This is a genomic window from Rhodomicrobium lacus (assembly GCF_003992725.1).
In the GTDB taxonomy this organism is placed as follows: Bacteria; Pseudomonadota; Alphaproteobacteria; order Rhizobiales; family Rhodomicrobiaceae; genus Rhodomicrobium; species Rhodomicrobium lacus.
The window spans coordinates 359267-377094 of the sequence record NZ_RZNF01000002.1 but is presented as its reverse complement, the minus strand read 5'-3'; the positions used below and the strand labels follow the sequence as shown (position 1 = coordinate 377094).

At 62.9% G+C, this 17828-nt stretch carries 16 protein-coding genes; 10 read left to right on the top strand and 6 right to left on the bottom strand.

What is annotated here, in order from left to right; genetic code table 11:
- Nucleotides 1–2: 2 nt before the first annotated feature.
- The 6 genes from alr to speG all read left to right on the top strand — a co-directional run bounded on the left by alr (nucleotide 3) and on the right by speG (nucleotide 6248).
- A complete protein-coding gene (gene alr / locus EK416_RS02490) occupies nucleotides 3–1172 on the top strand; it encodes an alanine racemase (protein WP_245433913.1) in 1170 nt (389 codons plus the stop codon).
- Entirely contained in the window at nucleotides 1165–2532 is a 1368-nt protein-coding gene (gene radA, locus EK416_RS02485) for a DNA repair protein RadA (protein ID WP_127075903.1), read from the top strand. The genes alr and radA overlap by 8 nt, the downstream gene beginning before the upstream one ends.
- 53 nt (nucleotides 2533–2585) lie before the next feature.
- Nucleotides 2586–3125, top strand: coding sequence for a CvpA family protein (locus EK416_RS02480; RefSeq protein ID WP_127075902.1), 540 nt, complete (start codon nucleotides 2586–2588; stop codon nucleotides 3123–3125).
- A gap of 59 nt (nucleotides 3126–3184) precedes the next feature.
- Nucleotides 3185–4678 carry an amidophosphoribosyltransferase gene (gene purF, locus EK416_RS02475; RefSeq protein ID WP_127075901.1) on the top strand — a complete coding sequence of 498 codons (1494 nt, stop codon included), beginning with the start codon at nucleotides 3185–3187 and terminating at the stop codon, nucleotides 4676–4678.
- A 179-nt stretch (nucleotides 4679–4857) separates the two neighbouring features.
- On the top strand, nucleotides 4858–5601 hold the full coding sequence (locus tag EK416_RS02470; protein WP_127075900.1) for an SDR family NAD(P)-dependent oxidoreductase: 744 nt from the start codon (nucleotides 4858–4860) through the stop codon (nucleotides 5599–5601).
- Between the two features lie 77 nt (nucleotides 5602–5678).
- Nucleotides 5679–6248 (top strand): spermidine N1-acetyltransferase, encoded by a 570-nt coding sequence (gene speG, locus EK416_RS02465; protein ID WP_127075899.1) that lies wholly within the window; start codon nucleotides 5679–5681, stop codon nucleotides 6246–6248.
- Nucleotides 6249–6343: 95 nt separating this feature from the next.
- On the opposite strand, the gene EK416_RS02460 is transcribed toward speG, so the two are convergent.
- The 5 genes from EK416_RS02460 to pepN all read right to left on the bottom strand — a co-directional run bounded on the left by EK416_RS02460 (nucleotide 6344) and on the right by pepN (nucleotide 13819).
- A complete protein-coding gene (locus tag EK416_RS02460) occupies nucleotides 6344–6811 on the bottom strand; it encodes a hypothetical protein (RefSeq protein ID WP_127075898.1) in 468 nt (155 codons plus the stop codon).
- Between the two features lie 115 nt (nucleotides 6812–6926).
- Nucleotides 6927–8156: a GNAT family N-acetyltransferase gene (locus tag EK416_RS02455; protein ID WP_127075897.1), complete on the bottom strand. Its 1230-nt coding sequence runs from the start codon at nucleotides 8154–8156 to the stop codon at nucleotides 6927–6929.
- 347 nt (nucleotides 8157–8503) lie between these two features.
- Nucleotides 8504–9133 carry an exopolysaccharide biosynthesis protein gene (locus EK416_RS02450; RefSeq protein ID WP_127075896.1) on the bottom strand — a complete coding sequence of 210 codons (630 nt, stop codon included), beginning with the start codon at nucleotides 9131–9133 and terminating at the stop codon, nucleotides 8504–8506.
- The gene (locus tag EK416_RS02445) at nucleotides 9130–11001 is read right to left on the bottom strand and encodes a sensor histidine kinase (protein ID WP_127075895.1); all 1872 of its coding nucleotides are present in this window, start codon (nucleotides 10999–11001) and stop codon (nucleotides 9130–9132) included. The genes EK416_RS02450 and EK416_RS02445 overlap by 4 nt, the downstream gene beginning before the upstream one ends.
- 151 nt (nucleotides 11002–11152) lie before the next feature.
- Nucleotides 11153–13819: an aminopeptidase N gene (gene pepN, locus EK416_RS02440; RefSeq protein WP_127075894.1), complete on the bottom strand. Its 2667-nt coding sequence runs from the start codon at nucleotides 13817–13819 to the stop codon at nucleotides 11153–11155.
- Between the two features lie 199 nt (nucleotides 13820–14018).
- On the opposite strand from pepN, the gene ruvC reads away from it, so the two are divergent.
- A complete protein-coding gene (gene ruvC, locus EK416_RS02435) occupies nucleotides 14019–14537 on the top strand; it encodes a crossover junction endodeoxyribonuclease RuvC (RefSeq protein WP_127075893.1) in 519 nt (172 codons plus the stop codon).
- Here the strand turns inward: ruvC and EK416_RS02430 are convergent.
- Complete coding sequence (locus EK416_RS02430; protein ID WP_127075892.1) at nucleotides 14506–14970, bottom strand: cupin domain-containing protein; 465 nt, start codon at nucleotides 14968–14970, stop codon at nucleotides 14506–14508. The genes ruvC and EK416_RS02430 overlap by 32 nt on opposite strands.
- Nucleotides 14971–15130: 160 nt before the next feature.
- On the opposite strand from EK416_RS02430, the gene ruvA reads away from it, so the two are divergent.
- The 3 genes from ruvA (at nucleotide 15131) to EK416_RS02415 (ending at nucleotide 17746) form a co-directional block, all read left to right on the top strand.
- On the top strand, nucleotides 15131–15760 hold the full coding sequence (gene ruvA, locus EK416_RS02425; protein ID WP_127076340.1) for a Holliday junction branch migration protein RuvA: 630 nt from the start codon (nucleotides 15131–15133) through the stop codon (nucleotides 15758–15760).
- 127 nt (nucleotides 15761–15887) lie between these two features.
- Nucleotides 15888–17009, top strand: coding sequence for a TRAP transporter substrate-binding protein (locus tag EK416_RS02420; RefSeq protein WP_164729819.1), 1122 nt, complete (start codon nucleotides 15888–15890; stop codon nucleotides 17007–17009).
- Nucleotides 17010–17302: 293 nt separating this feature from the next.
- Nucleotides 17303–17746: a hypothetical protein gene (locus tag EK416_RS02415; protein WP_127075890.1), complete on the top strand. Its 444-nt coding sequence runs from the start codon at nucleotides 17303–17305 to the stop codon at nucleotides 17744–17746.
- Nucleotides 17747–17828 lie beyond the last annotated feature (82 nt).

The window sequence follows — 17828 nt, the reverse complement described above, 5'->3', positions numbered from 1 at the left end:
CCATGGTTGCGACGGGCATGGACACGGCATTTTCAGAGGCGGTCGAGCGGGCGCTCGCCGAGGCCCCGGCCTCCGCCAACGGTGTACTGATCATCAGGCTTCCGGCGCTTCGGCGAAACTATCGCCGCGCGGCCGAGGCTTCGCTCAAGGCCGAGACGGCGGCCGTGGTGAAGGCCGACGCTTATGGCCTTGGCATTCAGCCTGTTCTGTCGGCGCTGCAGAAGGAAACGGCCCGCACTTTCTTCGTCGCGACGCTCGACGAGGCGCTCGCTCTGCGCGCCCTCGCGAACGACGCCATGATCTACACCCTGAACGGGCTCCTGCCGGGCACGTCCGCTGTCTACCGCGAAGCCAGGCTTCGCCCGGTGCTGAATAGCCTCGCCGAGGTCGAGGAATGGTCCGCCTACTGTCGAGAGCACGATACGCGGCTTCCCGCCGCGATCCAGTTCGACACCGGCATGTGCCGCGTCGGCCTCGAACCGGAGGCCGCCGATGCGCTGGCCGCCAGGCCGGAGCTCTTGCAGCCGTTCCGCCCCGCCGTGCTCGTGAGCCATCTTGTGCACGCGGACGAACCGATGCACCCGTTCAATGAGGTTCAATTCAAGCGCTTCGAGGCGGTGACGTCGCTTTTTCCCGGCATCGCGAAGAGCCTCGTCAATTCGGCGGGCTGCCTGCTCCGCCGCAAATATCATCTGGACCTCGCCAGGCCCGGCATCGCGATCTATGGCGGCAATCCGCAGAAGCTGGAGCCGTCGCAGTTCGAGCCGGTCGTCTGGCTGTTCGGTCGTATCGTGCAGGTGCGGCATGGCGAAAAGGGGTTCACCGTCGGCTATGGCGCGACAGAGACGCTGAAGCGCGACAGCCGTATCGCCACCGTCGGCGTCGGTTATGCGGACGGCTATTTCCGCGCGCTTTCCTCGTCCGACGAGAAGCCGGGTGCGGTTGGCCATATCGGCGAACACGCGCTTCCACTTCTCGGCCGCGTATCCATGGACCTCACGACCTTCGACGCGACGGATGTGCCGGAGGCGCTCTTGCATCGCGGCGGCTTCATCGAATTGCTTGGCGGAAAGACCACGGTGGACGACCTCGCGCGGATCACGGGCACCATCGGTTACGAAGTGCTGACCTCGCTCGGGCGGCGCTACCACCGCGTCTATGTCGATGAGTAAGGGCGCGGCGGATTACGTCTGCCAGTCCTGCGGAGCGGTGTCGCCGAAGTGGCAGGGCAAATGCCCCGCCTGCGGCGACTGGAATACGCTTGTGCAGGAAGCCGCAGCCGTGTCCGCGCCCGGCGGCGTCGGACTGAAGGCGAAGCGGCGCGCGAAAGCATGTGCCGTCGAAAGCCTCGATGCGGAAGGCCGCGACGTACGCCGCATCTCATCGGGCATCGGCGAACTCGACCGCGCCGTCGGCGACGGCTTCGCGCAAGGATCGGCGGTGCTTCTTTCGGGCGAGCCGGGCATCGGCAAATCCACACTCCTGTTGCAGGCCGCCGCTGCCATCGCCGAACAGGGCCACGGCTCGCTCTACTTTTCCGGCGAAGAGGCGACCGACCAGATCCGCCTGCGCGCCCACCGCCTGGGGCTCGCGAAAGCACCGCTCGGCCTCGTGGCGGAAACTTGCGTCGAACGCATCCTCGCCACCATCGAGCAGGGCGCGCCCCCGGATTTCGTGGTGATCGACTCGATCCAGACGCTCTGGACCGAGAGCATCGAATCCGCGCCCGGCACCGTCAGCCAGGTGCGCGCGAGCATGCAGGCGCTGATCGCGCTGGCGAAGACGAAGGGGCCCGTGATCGTCGTCGTCGGCCACGTCACGAAGGACGGCCAGATCGCCGGGCCCAAGGTGATCGAGCACATGGTCGACACCGTTCTCACCTTCGAGGGCGAGGGTGCGCACAATCTCCGCCTTCTTCGCGCGACCAAGAACCGATTCGGCGCCTCGAACGAGATCGGCGTCTTCGATATGCATGGCGACGGCCTTCGCGAGGTGTCGAACCCATCCGAGCTGTTCCTGAGCCTCGATCACTGCGACGCGGCGGGAAGCGCGATCTTCGCCGGGATCGAGGGCACCCGTCCTATCCTCGTCGAGGTGCAGGCATTGCTCGCGCCCTCGCCCTACGCCGCGCCGCGCCGCGCCGTCGTCGGCTGGGACACGAACCGCCTCGCGATGATCCTCGCCGTGCTCGAAGCGCGCTGCGGCGTCAAGATCGGCCCTCAGGACGTTTACCTGAACGTCGCAGGCGGCCTCCGCATCACCGAACCCGCCGCCGACATGGCCGTTGCCGCCGCGCTTCTGTCGGCATTTACCGGCATTGCCTTGCCCCGCGACGCGGTGTATTTCGGCGAGGTCGGATTGTCCGGGGCGCTGCGACCCGTGCAGCAGACGGGGGTCCGATTGAAGGAGGCGCAGAAGCTCGGCTTTCGCCAGGCTTACCTGCCGTCGGCGGGAGAAATCTCCTCAAGCGGTCTTGCCGTCAAATTAACCCGCCTGCCGCAATTGAAAGATTTGGCTACTCTTTTCGCGTAAACCGCCGTAGAAGGTGCATGCAACTGGCGCGATCTGCATGAAAGGGAAGGCTCATGCCGATTCAAGGGCTCGACATCATACTCGTTGCCATCATGATCTTTTCGGGCTTCCTCGCCATGCTGCGGGGCCTGACGCGCGAAATGCTGTCCATCATGTCCTGGGCTCTGGCGGCCATCGTGACGCTGCTCGCCTACTCGCACTTCAAGGAAGACGTGCGCGGCATGATCGATACGCCCATGCTCGCGGATGCGACGCTGATCGCGCTCGCCTTCATCACCAGCCTTATCCTGTTCAGCCTCCTCACCGCCAACATTTCGGAGCGCGTGCTCGACAGCCGTGTCGGCGCGGTAGACCGCACGCTTGGCTTCGTTTACGGCCTCGTGCGCGGGCTTATTTTGGTCGTGATCGCCTTTCTGATCGTAAGCCAGATCGTCGATCGCCAGAACTTGCCGCGATGGGTGCGCGAAGCGCGTTCGCTCCCGCTCATTGAAAGCACCGGCGATACCATTAAATCCTTGTTGCCCGACAACCCAGAGTCGCTGTTCAAACGTGACCGGCCAGCTTCGCCCGCGCCCGAAGCTGAACGGGGTTGAGGCCTTTCTGAAGGGCGCCCCTCCGGCCCCGCCGGAGACTGCTAAAAGGACGAAGCCAAGTGGACGAGATTGCCGGCATTCCGCCTTTGCCGACGGAGCCTTTCGGGCTGGCTGACGACAAGTTGCACGAAGAATGCGGCGTGTTCGGCGTTTTCAATCACCCCGAAGCCGCAGCGCTCACGGCGCTCGGACTTCACGCCCTTCAGCATCGCGGGCAGGAAGCGGCGGGCATCGTCACATTCGACGGCACGCAGTTTCACGCGGAGCGCCGCCTCGGCCTCGTCGGCGATCACTTCAACCGCAAGGGCGTGATCGACAATCTGCGCGGCAATATGGCCGTCGGACATGTCCGTTATGCGACAGTCGGCGAAACCGCGCTCCGAAATGTGCAGCCGCTGTTCGCGGATCTCGACATCGGCGGGTGCGCCCTCGCCCATAACGGCAATCTCACCAACGCGCTGACGCTCCGTCGCGAACTCGTCTCCTCCGGCTCCATCTTCCAGTCCACCTCCGACACCGAAGTCATCGTCCATCTCATCGCGCGCAGCCGCGAGCGACGCGACGGCTTCATGAGCCGCCTTTTCGACGCGCTTCGCCAGATCGAGGGCGCCTATGCCCTTGCCGCACTCACCCGCAAGCGGCTCATCGGCATCCGCGATCCGCTCGGCATTCGTCCGCTCGTCATCGGCAAGCTGGGCGACGCGACGATCCTCTCGTCCGAAACCTGCGCGCTCGACATTATCGGTGCCCAGTTCGTCCGCGAGGTGGAGAACGGCGAGGTTGTCGAAATTTCCGATCAGGGCATCGACAGTCACCGCGCCTTCCCGGCGCAGCCCGCGCGGCCCTGTATCTTCGAATATATCTATTTCGCGCGTCCCGACTCCATCATGGGCGGGCATTGCGTCTATGATGTGCGCAAGGGCCTCGGCCGCGAACTCGCCCGCGAAGCCCCCGCCGACGCCGATGTCGTCGTGCCCGTGCCGGACTCGGGTGTCCCCGCCGCCATCGGCTACGCCCATGAAGCGCGTATCCCGTTTGAACTCGGCATCATCCGCAACCACTATGTCGGACGAACCTTCATCGAGCCGGAGCAGCGTATCCGCAAGCTCGGCGTGAAGCTGAAGCACAACCCGACGCCGTCGATCAGCGTCGAAGGCAAGCGCATCGTGCTCATCGACGATTCCATCGTGCGCGGCACGACGTCGACCAAGATCGTCACCATGATGCGCGAACACGGCGCGCGCGAAGTGCACATGCGCATCGCCTGCCCGCCGATCAAATACCCCGACTTCTACGGCATCGACACCCCGGACACGGGGGCGCTTCTCGCCGCAAACCACGATGTGGAGGGCATGCGCCGCATTCTCGGCTGCGACAGTCTCGCTTTCCTCACGGTCGACGGCACCTATCGCGCTCTCGGGCAACCGCGCCGCGACCCGGACCAGCCGCAATTCACCGATCATTGCTTCACGGGCGATTATCCGACGAGGCTCCGCGACTGGGACGGCCCGGAACCGGGTCAGCAGCACCGGCTTTCGCTGATGGCGGTCTGATCTGAAGGCGAGCGCCTCCGGGATGAGGGGGCGCACCATATCGTTTCTTCGCGCTTTCCGGCGGAAACCGTACGCAATCCTGAAAGCGCTCTTCAGGGTCGTGCCGCAAATCGGGCATGGCTCGATGCTGTATGTTCAACAGTCGGTCGGACCGATCTAGCTCATGAATGGTTGAAAACGTGACATCCGAACCTTCCCTGCCGCGCTTCGACGGCAAAGTCGCGCTCGTGACGGGCGCCTCGCGCGGCATCGGCCGCGCCATCGCGAAAGCGCTCGCCCTTCAGGGGGCGCATGTGGTGGCAACGGCCCGAACGCAAGGCGCGCTCGAAGAACTCGACGACGAGGTCCGTGCGGCTGGGGGCGTGCCGCTCTCCATCCTGCCGTTCGACCTCGACAAGCAGCTCGGCGAAATCGACACGCTCGGCCCGACGATCTACCAGCGCTGGCAGAAGCTCGACATATTCGTCGGCAATGCCGGGCTGCTCGGTCCGCTTTCGCCGCTCGGCCACATCAAGGAAGGCGACTGGGCGCTCACGCTCCAGATAAACCTCACGGCCAACTGGCGGCTGATTCGCACACTCGATCCGGTTCTGAAGCTGTCGCCAGCGGGCCGCGTGCTGTTCGTCACCTCGGGCGCCGCTCAGCGCGCACGCGCCTATTGGGGGCCGTATTCGGTATCCAAGGCGGGGCTTGACGCGTTGGCAAAGACCTACGCGCACGAAAACGCCTCGACGAACATCCGCGTGAACCTCCTCGATCCCGGCAAGATCCGCACCCACATGCGCGCGAAAGCCTATCCGGGCGAAGAGCCGAACACTTTACCGCCGCCGGACGTGCTCGTGCCGCTCGCGCTGTCGCTTCTGACGCCCGAAACGACCGCGTCGGGGGAGATCTTCACCTTTACGCCGGAAACGTCGCTCTAGCGTCGTCATCCTTCTTCATCGTGCGGCCTGCCTTCTTACATGAGGGGCAGGCCGCAACGTTTTGAGGAGCAGGTTTCATGGCGTCGAACCGTTCGATGAAGGAGAACAAGCTCGACGTGCGCACCGGCGGGCTGCTTCTGAGGCCGCTGGAGAAGGACGACCTGCTCTTCGTGCACAAGCTCGATAACAATTCGAGCATGATGCATTACTGGTTCGAGGAGCCTTACGAGGCTTATGTCGAGCTTCAGGAGCTTTACGAGAAGCACATCCACGACCAGAGCGAGCGCCGCTTCGTGGTCGAGGTGGAGGGCCAGCGGGTCGGCCTCGTGGAACTCGTCGAAATCAATTACATCCACCGTCGCGCCGAGTTCCAGATCATGATCGCGCCCGAGTTTCAGGGGCGCGGCTACGCTAAGAAGGCGACGAGCCTCGCGATGCAATACGCCTTCTCGACGCTCAATCTCTACAAGCTCTATCTCGTCGTGGACGCCGACAACGAGAAGGCCATCCACATTTACGAGCAGATGGGCTTCATCAAGGAAGGCGATCTCATCAAGGAATTCTTCGTGGAGGGCGAATATCACAACGCCCTGCGCATGTGCATCTTCCAGGACCAGTTCTTCCGCGATCACGCGCGAAGGAAATAGGGCTGCGTCCGAGACGATGCCGCGACCACAGCCTTATCATTTGCGGGAATAATCGTCGTACACGCCCCGGAAAATATCGAGAAACGGCGGGCCGATCAACCGATGCGCTGCTCGTCCACCACCTCGACCTGAAACAGGCCGCCGTTCTCATTTGCCGCCGCCTCAACGAGCATTCCGGCAACCCCCAACACGGCCCCGGCCATCACAGCGTCTTCTCGCGGTTTTATGAGGAGTGTGTACATCCTGCCGGGCTTGGCTTCGATCCTGAGATTGAAGACGTTGGGATGGTCCCAGACATCGACGGAAACGTTATGCGGACCAGCGGGTACATCCAATATGGCACCCGCTCCATTGCCGATGTCGGCGACTTCCTTGCCGTCGATCTTCACACGCGCGCCGCGGCCCGACGCCAAAAACTGCTCGGAGCGAACGATCTTCACACGCGACTGGCCGCCGGTAAGCGGCTGCTTCAGAAGGCCTTCGTTCTGAATGCCTGTGCTTCCGCAAGCCGAAAGTGTCGCAGCAAGCCCAAACGCGACTGCGACCAGAATGATGTTTTTCATGTTTCCCCACTCGAAGTGCCCAAGTGGAGATCATGCACAATTGGCGGCTGAAGAATGTAACCAAATGGTTACATTCGGAAACAAATCAAAAACACTTATCTCGCTCGTCGGGATTTCACCGAAGCGTCGGATCAAGCTCCGCGTAGTTCGGGAACTTCTGCAACGTCTCCTCGCCGCGCGTCGGCTCAAGATAGGGCAGCACGCGCTTCAGGATCGCGTTGGCGATGGGCGAGGTGTGCCGCACATAGAGGTCGAGCGGGCGAAGCTCGTGGCGCATTTGCAGCTTCGGGCCGTAGCCGAGGCTCGTGCTGACGATCTCCTTGAAGCCGTTCGCGATGGCCCATGAAATCGTGTCGCGCATCACGTAGAAATACAGGTGGAGCTGCAGCGCGATGGTGTAGTCGAGGCCGAGATATTCGCCGTAGAGCTTGTCGCCCTCGATGAGGCAGAGCGAAAAGGCGATCACCCTGCCCTCCTGCCGCCAGATGAAAAAGCGCGCCTTGTCCGGCATGCGGCGGCCAAGCTCGGAGAAGTATTCCTTCGTGAGCTTCTCGAACTTCATGTCCGACTTTTCGTAAACCTGCTCGTAAAGCGCGAAAATCTGATCGAGCGCTTCACCGGCGTTATGGCGAACCTCAAGCTCGATCGGCGCGGACTGCTCCGCCGCCTTGAACTTCCTGCGAAACTCCGTGCGGCGCTTGCTCTTGATCGCCTTGTTCAGATAGTCGTCGAAACTCTTGTATGCGGAAATGTCGAGCCGCGTCATCGGCATGCTCGGAACCGCCGTGAAGCCCTTCTCGCGAAAAGCGGACAGCGCCTCGCGATACTCGGCCGGGAACTCCTTCAGCACGATCAGCGACGCCTTCTCCGCCCGCGCGAGACGAACGATATCGGCCGAGAGCGCCTCGGCTTCGCGGGCGCGCGTTGCCTGATCCCTGGCGGCGAGATGTCCCTCGCCCGCTGCGCAGCCCATCATCAGCGTGCGCATGGTAAGGAAATGCGGCCAGACCCGCCGCACGCGGTCGACGAGGCCCTTCAACCGCCGCCCGGACCCCGCGACGAGATCCTGATCGAGCACGAAGAACGGCTGCACCGCCATGACGCGGCCTAAGCGGTCTGTCAGAGCGAAATAGCGATAGCGGAATTCCGGACAGACCGTGTCCTCCACGATCTCGTAATAGCGATGGTCCTTCCTCAGATGCGCGAAGGCGGTCGACCAGACAGGCAGACCGGCAAGCGAACGGCGCTCGACGATGGAAACGCTACCCTTTGGGGAGACGCCCAATTCCGCAGGGCGCGCCACCGGGCCACGAACATACTCGGCCCGATCCAACAAACTCGACATGAAGAACGCCCCACACTTAATGCTCGAACCGATGGACAAGCCCAATGCGCCACCGAAGTTCCCTTGGTATAATTGGTGTTTACCGATCGGAACGGAAATCGCAAAGCCGAACTTGTCGCAAGACTTAATGCTCGCGCGAGCGTGATGATGAGCACACAGGCCGCGTACAGGCACCTCGATTACCAGCCGCCCGGCAAGGCAAGCGCTGTTCGCAATGACGCTGCCGCAAGCCGCAGTCGCCATCGCCGGAACAGGGTCGCGCATTCCCGTGAAGGCGATGTGATACCGCAAGCCATTGTTTCATGGCCGGTATTTCACACGAATAATCGCGAGTATCAGGGCCTGATCTACAGCATCCCGATGACGGCTTTCAGTGCCTGAAGCCCGAGGGCGAATGCCAGGACGAGATAGAGGATTCCGAGGAAACCGATTGCCGCGCCGAGGCTCGCCGCCTTTCCGTCCTTCTCGATGATACCGACCGACATGAAAGCTATGCCGAAAGCGGGCAGGATGTTGCCGAAGGGCATGGGAAGCATGAGAAACGCGGCAACGATGGAGATATAGAGACCGAGCAGCCGCTCGCCGCCGTCGCTGACCACCACGCCCCATCGCGGCCGGGCGCGCTTCTCGATCCAGACGAGAAACCGCTCCACGCGGTCTGCCACCGCCTCGAAAACGGCCGGCGATATGACCTGTCGGCGCATCACCTCCGGAAGCCAGACTTTCTTGCGCCCCGAGGCGATTTGAAGGCCGAGCAGGACGACCGGTGCGCCGAGAATAAAGGAAATGCCCGGAATCACCGCGTTCGGCAGCGCGAACAGGATCATCAGCACGCCAAAGCCACTGTCTTGCAGCGTGTCGAGAATCTCGCCCACGGTGACAGGCTGACCGCGCTTTTGCTCGGTGAGGCGGCGAACGGAGTCTGAGGTTCGTTCCAGGGAGGCGGAGGCGGGTTCAATCGTTTTTTCTAGCGTCACGCGGCCTCGCGCCCGATTTCCTTTTCATCCTGAACCGGCAGAATGCATGTCACTGTCGTGCCCTCGCCGACACGGCTCTTGATGTCGAGCTTGCCGCCATGCATCTCGACCAGCGAGCGCGAAATCGCAAGGCCGAGCCCGGTTCCCTTGTGTCCTTTGGTCAACTGATTGCTCACCTGCTCAAACGGCCTTCCCAGACGACCGAGATCGTGTTTCGGAATACCAACACCCGTATCGGCGATTGCGATCCGTATGCTGCCGCGATAACGATAGGCGCGCAGCGAAACCCTTCCCCCCTGTGGGGTGAACTTGATGGCGTTCGAAAGCAGATTGATCAGCACCTGCTTCAGCGCGCGCCGGTCTCCGTAAAGCGAAATGCCGGGGTTGCCCGTCTGGCTCAATTCCACGCTGCCTTCCATGGCGACTGGACTGACCACCGAAAGACATTCCTGGAACACATCGCCCATCGTGAACCATTCGGGCGAAAGGGTCCAGCGGCCCGCCTCGATCTTCGACATGTCGAGAATGTCGTTGATCATTTCGAGGAGATAGCGGCCACTGTTATGAATGTCTTTGACATAGGTCTCGTATTTCGGGTTGCCGATCGGCCCCAGCACGCCGTCGCGCATCATCTCCGAAAAGCCGATGATGGCGTTCAGCGGCGTGCGAAGCTCGTGGCTGACGTTGGCAAGGAATTCGGACTTGGCCTGATTGGCGGCTTCCGCTCGGATCTTCTCTTCGTTGTAGGACTCCGCGAGTTCGCGAAGCTGCCGCGCCTGAATTTCAAGTTGTCTGCGGCTCTGCTCGAAGCCGTCCACCCTCGCTCGCATCTGCTGCTCCCGTTCGAGAACCCGGTGCTGCGTCTGCTTCTGCATGGTGATGTCCGTGCCGAAGCTCACCAGGGTTCCCTCCCCCGTCCAGTATTCGCCGATCTGGAGCCAGGTGCCGTCGTCGAGCTGCCGTTCCTGAAGCTGGAACCGGCCCACCACGCCGCGCCCTTCCGGCGGCCGCTGCGCAATGGCCTCGCGTGTCTGCGCCTGTATCTCCTCGTAGGAGGTGCCGGGCAGCGCCGCCGCCGTCGAGACACGGTAGAGCTGTCGAAACTTCCGGTTGCACAGCACGAGACGATTTTCACGATCCCAGATCGCTATGGAAATAGGAAGCGATTCCACGATGTCGGGCAATGACGGAAAACCCTCGAGTCCCTGCCGGACCGGGTTTGCGTCCACGGGAACGAGAAGGCCATCGAAGGCTGGAGCGCCTTGAGGCGTCGAAGAAATTTCTCCTCTGAGCTGAAAGGTGCGCCAGCCCTTTTCCGCATCCTTGATACGCACAGGCCAATTGACGCGCTTCTGCGCGTTTTTCAGGGCCTGCGAAATGGAGGCATAAAGGAAGTCGTCGGGATGGAGCCACTGGCGGAAGTCGCGAAAGCTCGTCGGACAGCTTTCGCCGGTTGCGAAAAGGCGGCTCGTGTCGCCCGCCCAGGCCAGATCGCCGGTCACGAGATTCCAGCGGAGCCCGAGCGCACCCGCAGCTTCGACCCCCTGCACATGGGAAGCGATCGCAAGGCGCGCCGCCTCGGATCGATCGAGACTGCGCCGACACATCCAGAGGCATGACACAAGCGACAGGGCAGCCGCGCCAAGGCAGAACGCAACGATCTCCGGCTCGACCGGCGTCGAGCCGAAGCAGAGCACGGCGAGCAACCCGAGCGCGGCAAGGCCCGTTCCGCCCAGCACGATCAGCAATTGCCTCATCTGCGCGAGTGCACTCGCCGCAGCGTCCGGCTGGAGGGAAGAGACAACCGTGCGCGGCGCTTCGACAGCGCGCGCATTGGAAAAGGTCTGGCTCAACTCATGAAGCGCCATGTCTTCCCGCCGGTAGATTCGCCCCGTACCTAGTCTTAGTCACCGTGATCTTAACATGAGCACGATTAGTTAAGAAAGAGTCACCCCTTTGTAGTACAGGCGGCGCTGCAACCACCGGTGTTCCAACGGCAATCGCGGCGACTCGCTGTGTTCAGCCTGCCACTTCGCCTTCGCGCCCGCCAACGATTTTTGATACGATCTCGAATACGTCGGGGGAGAGATCCTTCCTGTCGAGAATGCGCGCAAGCGCCTGCCCGGCGAGCGCACGGCGTTTCGGCTCGAAGATTCGCCAGCTCTCGAACGCGCCGACGAGCCGCGACGCCATTTGCGGGTTGAAGCCGTCGATCTCGATCACGGCATCGGCAACGAGGTCGTAGCCGGCGCCGCTCGCATCGTTGAACCGAACCTGGTTCCCATGCGCGAATGCACCGTATACCGAGCGCACGCGATTTGGGTTCTGGATTGAAAACAGCGGGTTGGCGACGAGATCCGCGATGCGCGCGATGGTATCCGGCGACGGCGACGACGCCTGCAAGGCGAACCATTTGTTGATGACGAGCGGCTCGTCCTTCCACTTCCTGTGGAAGCGCTGAAGCGCCTGATCGTAGGCATCGCCGCCGACCTGCGAAAGGATCGAGAGAGCGCCGATGGACTCGGTCATGTTGGTCGCGGTCTTCGCCTGCTCCTTCACGCGCGCAATCCCGAAGCGGCTTTTTCCCGCCGCAAGCAGGCTCAGCGCGGATTGTCGCAGCGCGCGTCTGCCAGCGCTTTCCGCATCCGGATTGTAGGGCTCGGCGGGGGCGCTTCGCTCGTAGACGCCTTCGAGGATCGCGCGGAGGCTCTTGCCCATCGTGGCGCGCAAAAGCGTTCGCGCCTGATGAATCGCCTCGGGATCGACGTTCTCGCCGATGGCAAGCGCAACATCCGATTCGGAAGGAAGCGAGAGGAACGCGGCGCGGTAGGCATGTTCGAGGGTGTCGTCGTCCGCGACTTCGCCGACCGCCGCGACAAAGCGCGGATCGCCCCGCGCGGTTTCACCCTTCGCGATGGCGTTTGCCAGAGCGACGATGTGCTTCAGCGCGAAGGCCTGGGCGTTCTGCCAGCGGTTGAACAGATCGGTATCGGCGCGGATGAGCGTGAGCATGTCCTTGTCGCGCGCGCCCGCGTTGAGGTTGACGGGCGCCGAAAAGTCGCGCAGCAGCGACAGCACGGGCCGCGAGCCCACTTTCTCGAAAGTAAACACCTCTTTCTTTTTCGACAGCACCACCAGACCGCCGTCGACCGGCTTTCCTTCCACTTCGAGTGGAATCTCTCCGCCGTTCGGGCCGAGCAGCCCGAGCTTTACCGGAATGGGCACCGCCTTGCGCTTCGGCTGGCCGGGCAGATCGGGATAGGTCTGGCTCAGCGTAAGCCGCGCCTCCTTGGCCCCCTCCGAATAGGAAAGGCGCGCATCGAGCGTCGGCGTGCCGGCCTGATTGTACCAGAGGAGATAGGGGGAGAGGTCAGCGCCGTTCGCGTCGCCGAGTGCCGACACGAAATCCTCCACTGTCACCGCCTGGCCGTCATGGCGCTCAAAATAGAGGTCGAGGCCTTTGCGGAAACCGTCGCGTCCGAGCACGGTCTGCAGCACGCGGCACAGTTCGGCGCCCTTGTTGTAAACCGTGCGGGTGTAGAAGTTGTTGATCTCGATGAAGGACGAAGGGCGCACGGGATGGGCGAGCGGGCCCGCATCCTCGGTGAACTGCATGCTTCGCAGCCACCGCACGTCCTCTATGCGCTTCACCACTGCGGAGCGCTGGTCAGCGGTGAATTCCTGATCGCGGAAAACGGTAAGCCCTTCCTTGAGGCAGAGCTGGAACCAGTCGCGACAGGTGACGCGATTGCCCGTCCAGTTGTGGAAATATTCGTGCGCGATCACCCCTTCGATGCGCTCGTAATCGGCGTCGGTCGCGGTATCGGGCCGCGCCAGGATCAGCGCGTCGTTGAAAACGTTGAGCCCCTTGTTCTCCATCGCGCCCATGTTGAAATCGGACACAGCGACGATCATGAACATGTCGAGGTCGTATTCGAGGCCGAACCGGTCCTCATCCCATTTCATCGACCGCTTCAGGCTTTCCATCGCCCAGCCGCACCGGTCTTCCTTGCCGGGTTCGACATAGATCCGCAGCGTGACGTTGCGGCCCGACCTCGTGATGAAGCGGTCCTCCACCATGGCGAGCTTGCCTGCGACGAGCGCAAAGAGATAGGCGGGCTTCGGGAACGGGTCTTCCCACACGGCGAAGTGGCGCTCCCCGGGAAGATCGCCCGACGCGACCAGATTGCCGTTCGACAAAAGCACCGGCGTATCCTGCTTCGCCGCCTCTATGCGGACGCGGAACTTCGCCAGCACGTCCGGCCGGTCGAGATAATAAGTGATGCGGCGGAAGCCTTCGGCCTCGCATTGCGTACAGTAGACGCCGCGTGAGAGATAGAGCCCGCACAGCGCCTTGTTGGCGGCCGGGTCGCAGATCGTCTCGATTTCGAGCGTGAACGGCTTGGCGGGAACGTCGCGGATGGTGAGATCCCTGGCCGTCACCACAAGGCGCGACGCGTCGACCGGCGCCCCATCGATGGACACGCCTAGAAGCCGCAGCAACTCGCCGTCGAGCGCGATTTCCGTCGCGCGCCTCTTGACAGCCGGATTGGGCCTCACCGATAGCCGCGACTTCACGCGCGTCTCGGCGGGATCGAGCGTCACGTCGAGGTAGGTTTCGGCGATAAGGAAAGCAGGGGGGGCGTAATCCTTCAGATAGATCGGCTTCGGCGTGTCGGTTTTCATGCGTCTCCCCTTCGACTTCTGGCGGCAGGGATAGCCCTTTGCCGCGGCCACGGCAAACAGCCGCGCGAGTTTTCCTCATGACAACATGGTGTTCGGGCATCGACTTCGCACCGGACATGCCCGGAAACGCGCGAAGGGCTTGACCGAACGGGCCGACGCAGAAGACGGTGCGGGTAGAATTGCAGCCGGATTTTCCCTCATGCCGAAACCCCCCGTCCGAATCCTCGGGCTCGATCCGGGCCTTTGCCATCTCGGCTGGGGCGTCGTGGATTGGGACAGCCAGCGTCTGTCATTCGTCGCCTGCGGCACCATCGATACGGGCGCGGGCGAAGCGATGGGCCAGCGGCTCACCGCCCTGTTCGAGGGATTGACCGAGGTTGTGCTGGCTCATGCCCCAGACGAGGCCGCGATCGAGGAAACCTTCGTCAATACGAACGCGCGCGCCGCGCTGAAGCTCGGCCAGGCGCGCGGAGTAGCGCTTCTCGTCCCGGCAAGGCTGGGCCTCAGCGTTGCCGAATACGCGCCGAATTCGATCAAGAAGACCGTGACCGGCGCGGGCCACGCCGACAAGACGCAGATCCGCGCGATGCTGCGCTATCTGATGCCCAAGGCACAGCCCGCGACGCCCGACGCAGCCGACGCGCTCGCCGTTGCCATCTGCCACGCCCATCACAGGCGCGCGCTCGCTATACGGGCGGCGCTTTCGGCTCCGGCGTGATGTCGCCGGACTTCAGAGCGGCGATGATGTCTTCCGCCAGCGGTTCAAGCTCCGGCAGCAGAACCACGCTTTCCTGCTCGCTCGGGTCCGTTCGCGCGATCACCGCTGAAATCGGCCCGTCGCTCAGGTTGACGGGCAGGTGCGGCACGCCTGCGGGAATATAAAGCAGGTCGCCCGCGCGGGTCAGCGTCCGATGCTGAAGCCGGTCGCCATGGAGCGTCCACGCCTCGCCATCGAGAACGTAGATGGCCGTCTCGTGCTTTTCATGCAGGTGCACTTTCGCGCGGCCGCCCGGCGGGACCGTCAGAAGATGCATGCAGATGCCCTGGGAGCCCACGGTTTCCGACGCGATGCCGCGGCGGTAGGTCAGGCCCTGCTTTCCATCGTAGGTCGTGTCTGCCCTTACGAGCCGGCATTCGGGTTCGGTGCTCATGATCCTCCCTGTTCTTCGATTTATTCCCTTTATGTAGGCTACCGTTCACCGTCTCGCGGCGGGGCGCACAAGAAATCGAGAAGAATTGAAACAGGGACTGCTGACGCGAAGCGCAAAACCCGCTCGCGCCGCCGTCGCCGACTCGGGTTATGCTGAGGTCATGATCGGAAAGCTCAAGGGCATCGTCGACACCGTGGGCGCGGACCACGCCATAATCGATGTTGGCGGCGTCGGCTATGAAGTGGCCTGCTCGCCGCGGACGCTCGGTGCGCTGCGGCCCGGCGAACCGGTTGCGCTTTCCATCGAGACGCATGTCCGCGAGGACGCAATCAAGCTTTACGGTTTCCTCTCCGAGGCCGAACGTGGCTGGTTCCGTCTCCTGCAAAGCGTGCAGGGTGTCGGCGCAAAGGTGGCGCTGTCCATCCTCGCGACGCTCGATTCCACACAGCTCGCGCAAGCCATCGCCATGCAGGACCGCGTGAGCGTGACGCGCGCGCCGGGCGTCGGCCCGAAGGTGGCGCTTCGGATCGTGAACGAACTCAAGGACAAGGCTCCGCCCCTCGCTTTCAGCGTCGCAGCCAACGCCGCGCCAACCTCCGGCGCCGCATCGGCAGCGACGCCCGCCTCCGTCGCGCCCTCTCCCGCGGCGGAGGCGGTGTCCGCGCTCGTGAACCTCGGCTATGCGCCGCTTCAGGCGAACGCCGCGATTTCAGCCGCGCTCGACAAGGCGGGCGACAACGCGCGGACCGAGGATCTCATTCGCTTCGGCCTCAAGGATCTGGCGCGCTGAACAGCCCGACGCGCCGCGCCGAACGCCCGTTCCCTCCCCTTGCGCGAGGTCCGCGAGCGAAATCGCGCTCGTGTTGCTTGAGACTACCTAAAACTTATCGTAAATGCTGCTGAGACTGGGAGGGGCTATGACGGGCACATTCACGATACTGCGCGCGGCAGCGCTGGCGATTGTCTGCATGGTGGCGGGGGCTTTCGCGATTTCGTCCGCGCGCGCTCAGGCTCCTGCCGAGGGGCCGCTTGAACTTCACTTCTCTCATATCGGGGCTGAGGGATCGCTTTATTTCATCTCGGCGGAAGAATACGCGCGCCGTGTCGAAGCGATGTCGCGCGGGCGCATCCGCATCGTGCTTCACCCGAAAAGCGGGCTTGGCGGCGATGCCGAAGTGCTGAAGAAGATGCTGAAGAACGAGGTCGACATTTCCGTCATCGGCACGCCCATGTCGAACGTGGCGGGCGAGTTCGGCGTGTTCGAAATGCCGTTTCTCGTTCGCAATCGCGCCCATGTCCGGCAGTTCCGCGACAAGGCCATGAAGCAGTATCTTCAGGCGGCCGCCAACGCGAAGGGCTATCAGCTGCTGGCGATGTGGGAATTGGGTTTCCGCCAAATCCTGAACAACAAACGCCCCGTGGAAGGGCCCGGAAGCCTGAAGGGCCTCAAGCTGCGTGTGCCGAAGGGTGAATGGCGCATCAAGATGTTCAAGGCCTATGGCGTCGAACCGTTACCCGTCGAGTTCAAGGATGTCTACGGCGGCATTCAGCGCGGCGAACTGGACGGCATCGAATCCACGCTCGACCTGATCTACGGCGAGAACATTCACAAGGTGCAGAACTACCTCACCCTCTCTTATCACCTGTATACGCCGGGCTTCCTCATCATGTCGAAGGACCGGTATCAAGCGCTTCCCACATCCGCGCGCGCGATCCTGGCCAAAGTCGGCCTTGAAATGCAGGAATGGGTTCTGGACAGAGGCGAGCGCATCGATACGGAAATCGTGCAGAAGATGGGCTTGAAGACGAACGAAGCCGACCGCCTCGCCTTCACGATCCAGAGCCTGACCATCTACAAGGAATATGCGCAGGTTCCCGCCCAGAAGGCGCTCATCAAGCTCATTTTCGAATCCGACGTGAACCCGCTTGCGCACGATTCGCTAAGAGGCGCCCCCCTCTCCGGGGTTGCCGGGTCGAAAGGCAGCGACCTCAAGGCCGACGATAGCGCGGAGGCAAAGAACCCCTGGGCGCCACGCTGATTGCGGCGGACCGCGTAACGGGCGCCCTCGCCGATTGCGCTGTCTGTCGATTCGCCCATATACGTGCGGATGTGGCATCCGGTCGGATAGCATGTTTTCGAGTTACCGCCGAAAACGCCGCATAACCCCGCGCTCGGATCGAGTCCCCTGCGCGCGGATCATGCAAGCGCAGCGGCGCTCGCGCCATGTGCAAACTGGCTCCGGCGCAAGGCCAAAGGACACGGCAGGACGGTGACGTTTCGGGGCGCCGGTATTTTCGCACCCGAAACCTGCCATTTGCGAGGAAGCTTTATATGTCCCGTCAGGAACAGGATCTTATCGACTATATCGACGACAAGTCGCAAAACGAGGATGAAACCGCGTTTCTCCCGGTACGCCCGGACGGCTATCCGGACAGTTGGACCGTCTTTTTCCTCGGCATATTTTTCGCCATCGCCGCCGGGGCTCTGATCCCTGTCTCGCCCTGGCTTGGCGGAACGCTCGTTTTCGGCGGCTACGGCGCCGCCGCGCTGACGCTGACCGGAACGAAAAACCGCGTATCGCGCGCGCTTCGCTTCGGCTTTGCGGTCTTCGCCGCGATTGGCGCAGCCATCGTCACGGGCATGATCGCGTGGCCGACGATCACGCGATCGATGGTCGACGCGGCGGCGGAAACAAACCTCGTTTTCCTGTCGGTCGCTTTGCTGCCGTGGCTTCTCGCCACCTTCCGCTACATTCACATTCGCATCCCGGACTGACGCGCGCCGGAAGCTGTCTCGATCGGTCGGCATTGGGCGATACGCCGTGGCTCCTGTGTCGTGGCGATCGTCAGCGATCGCC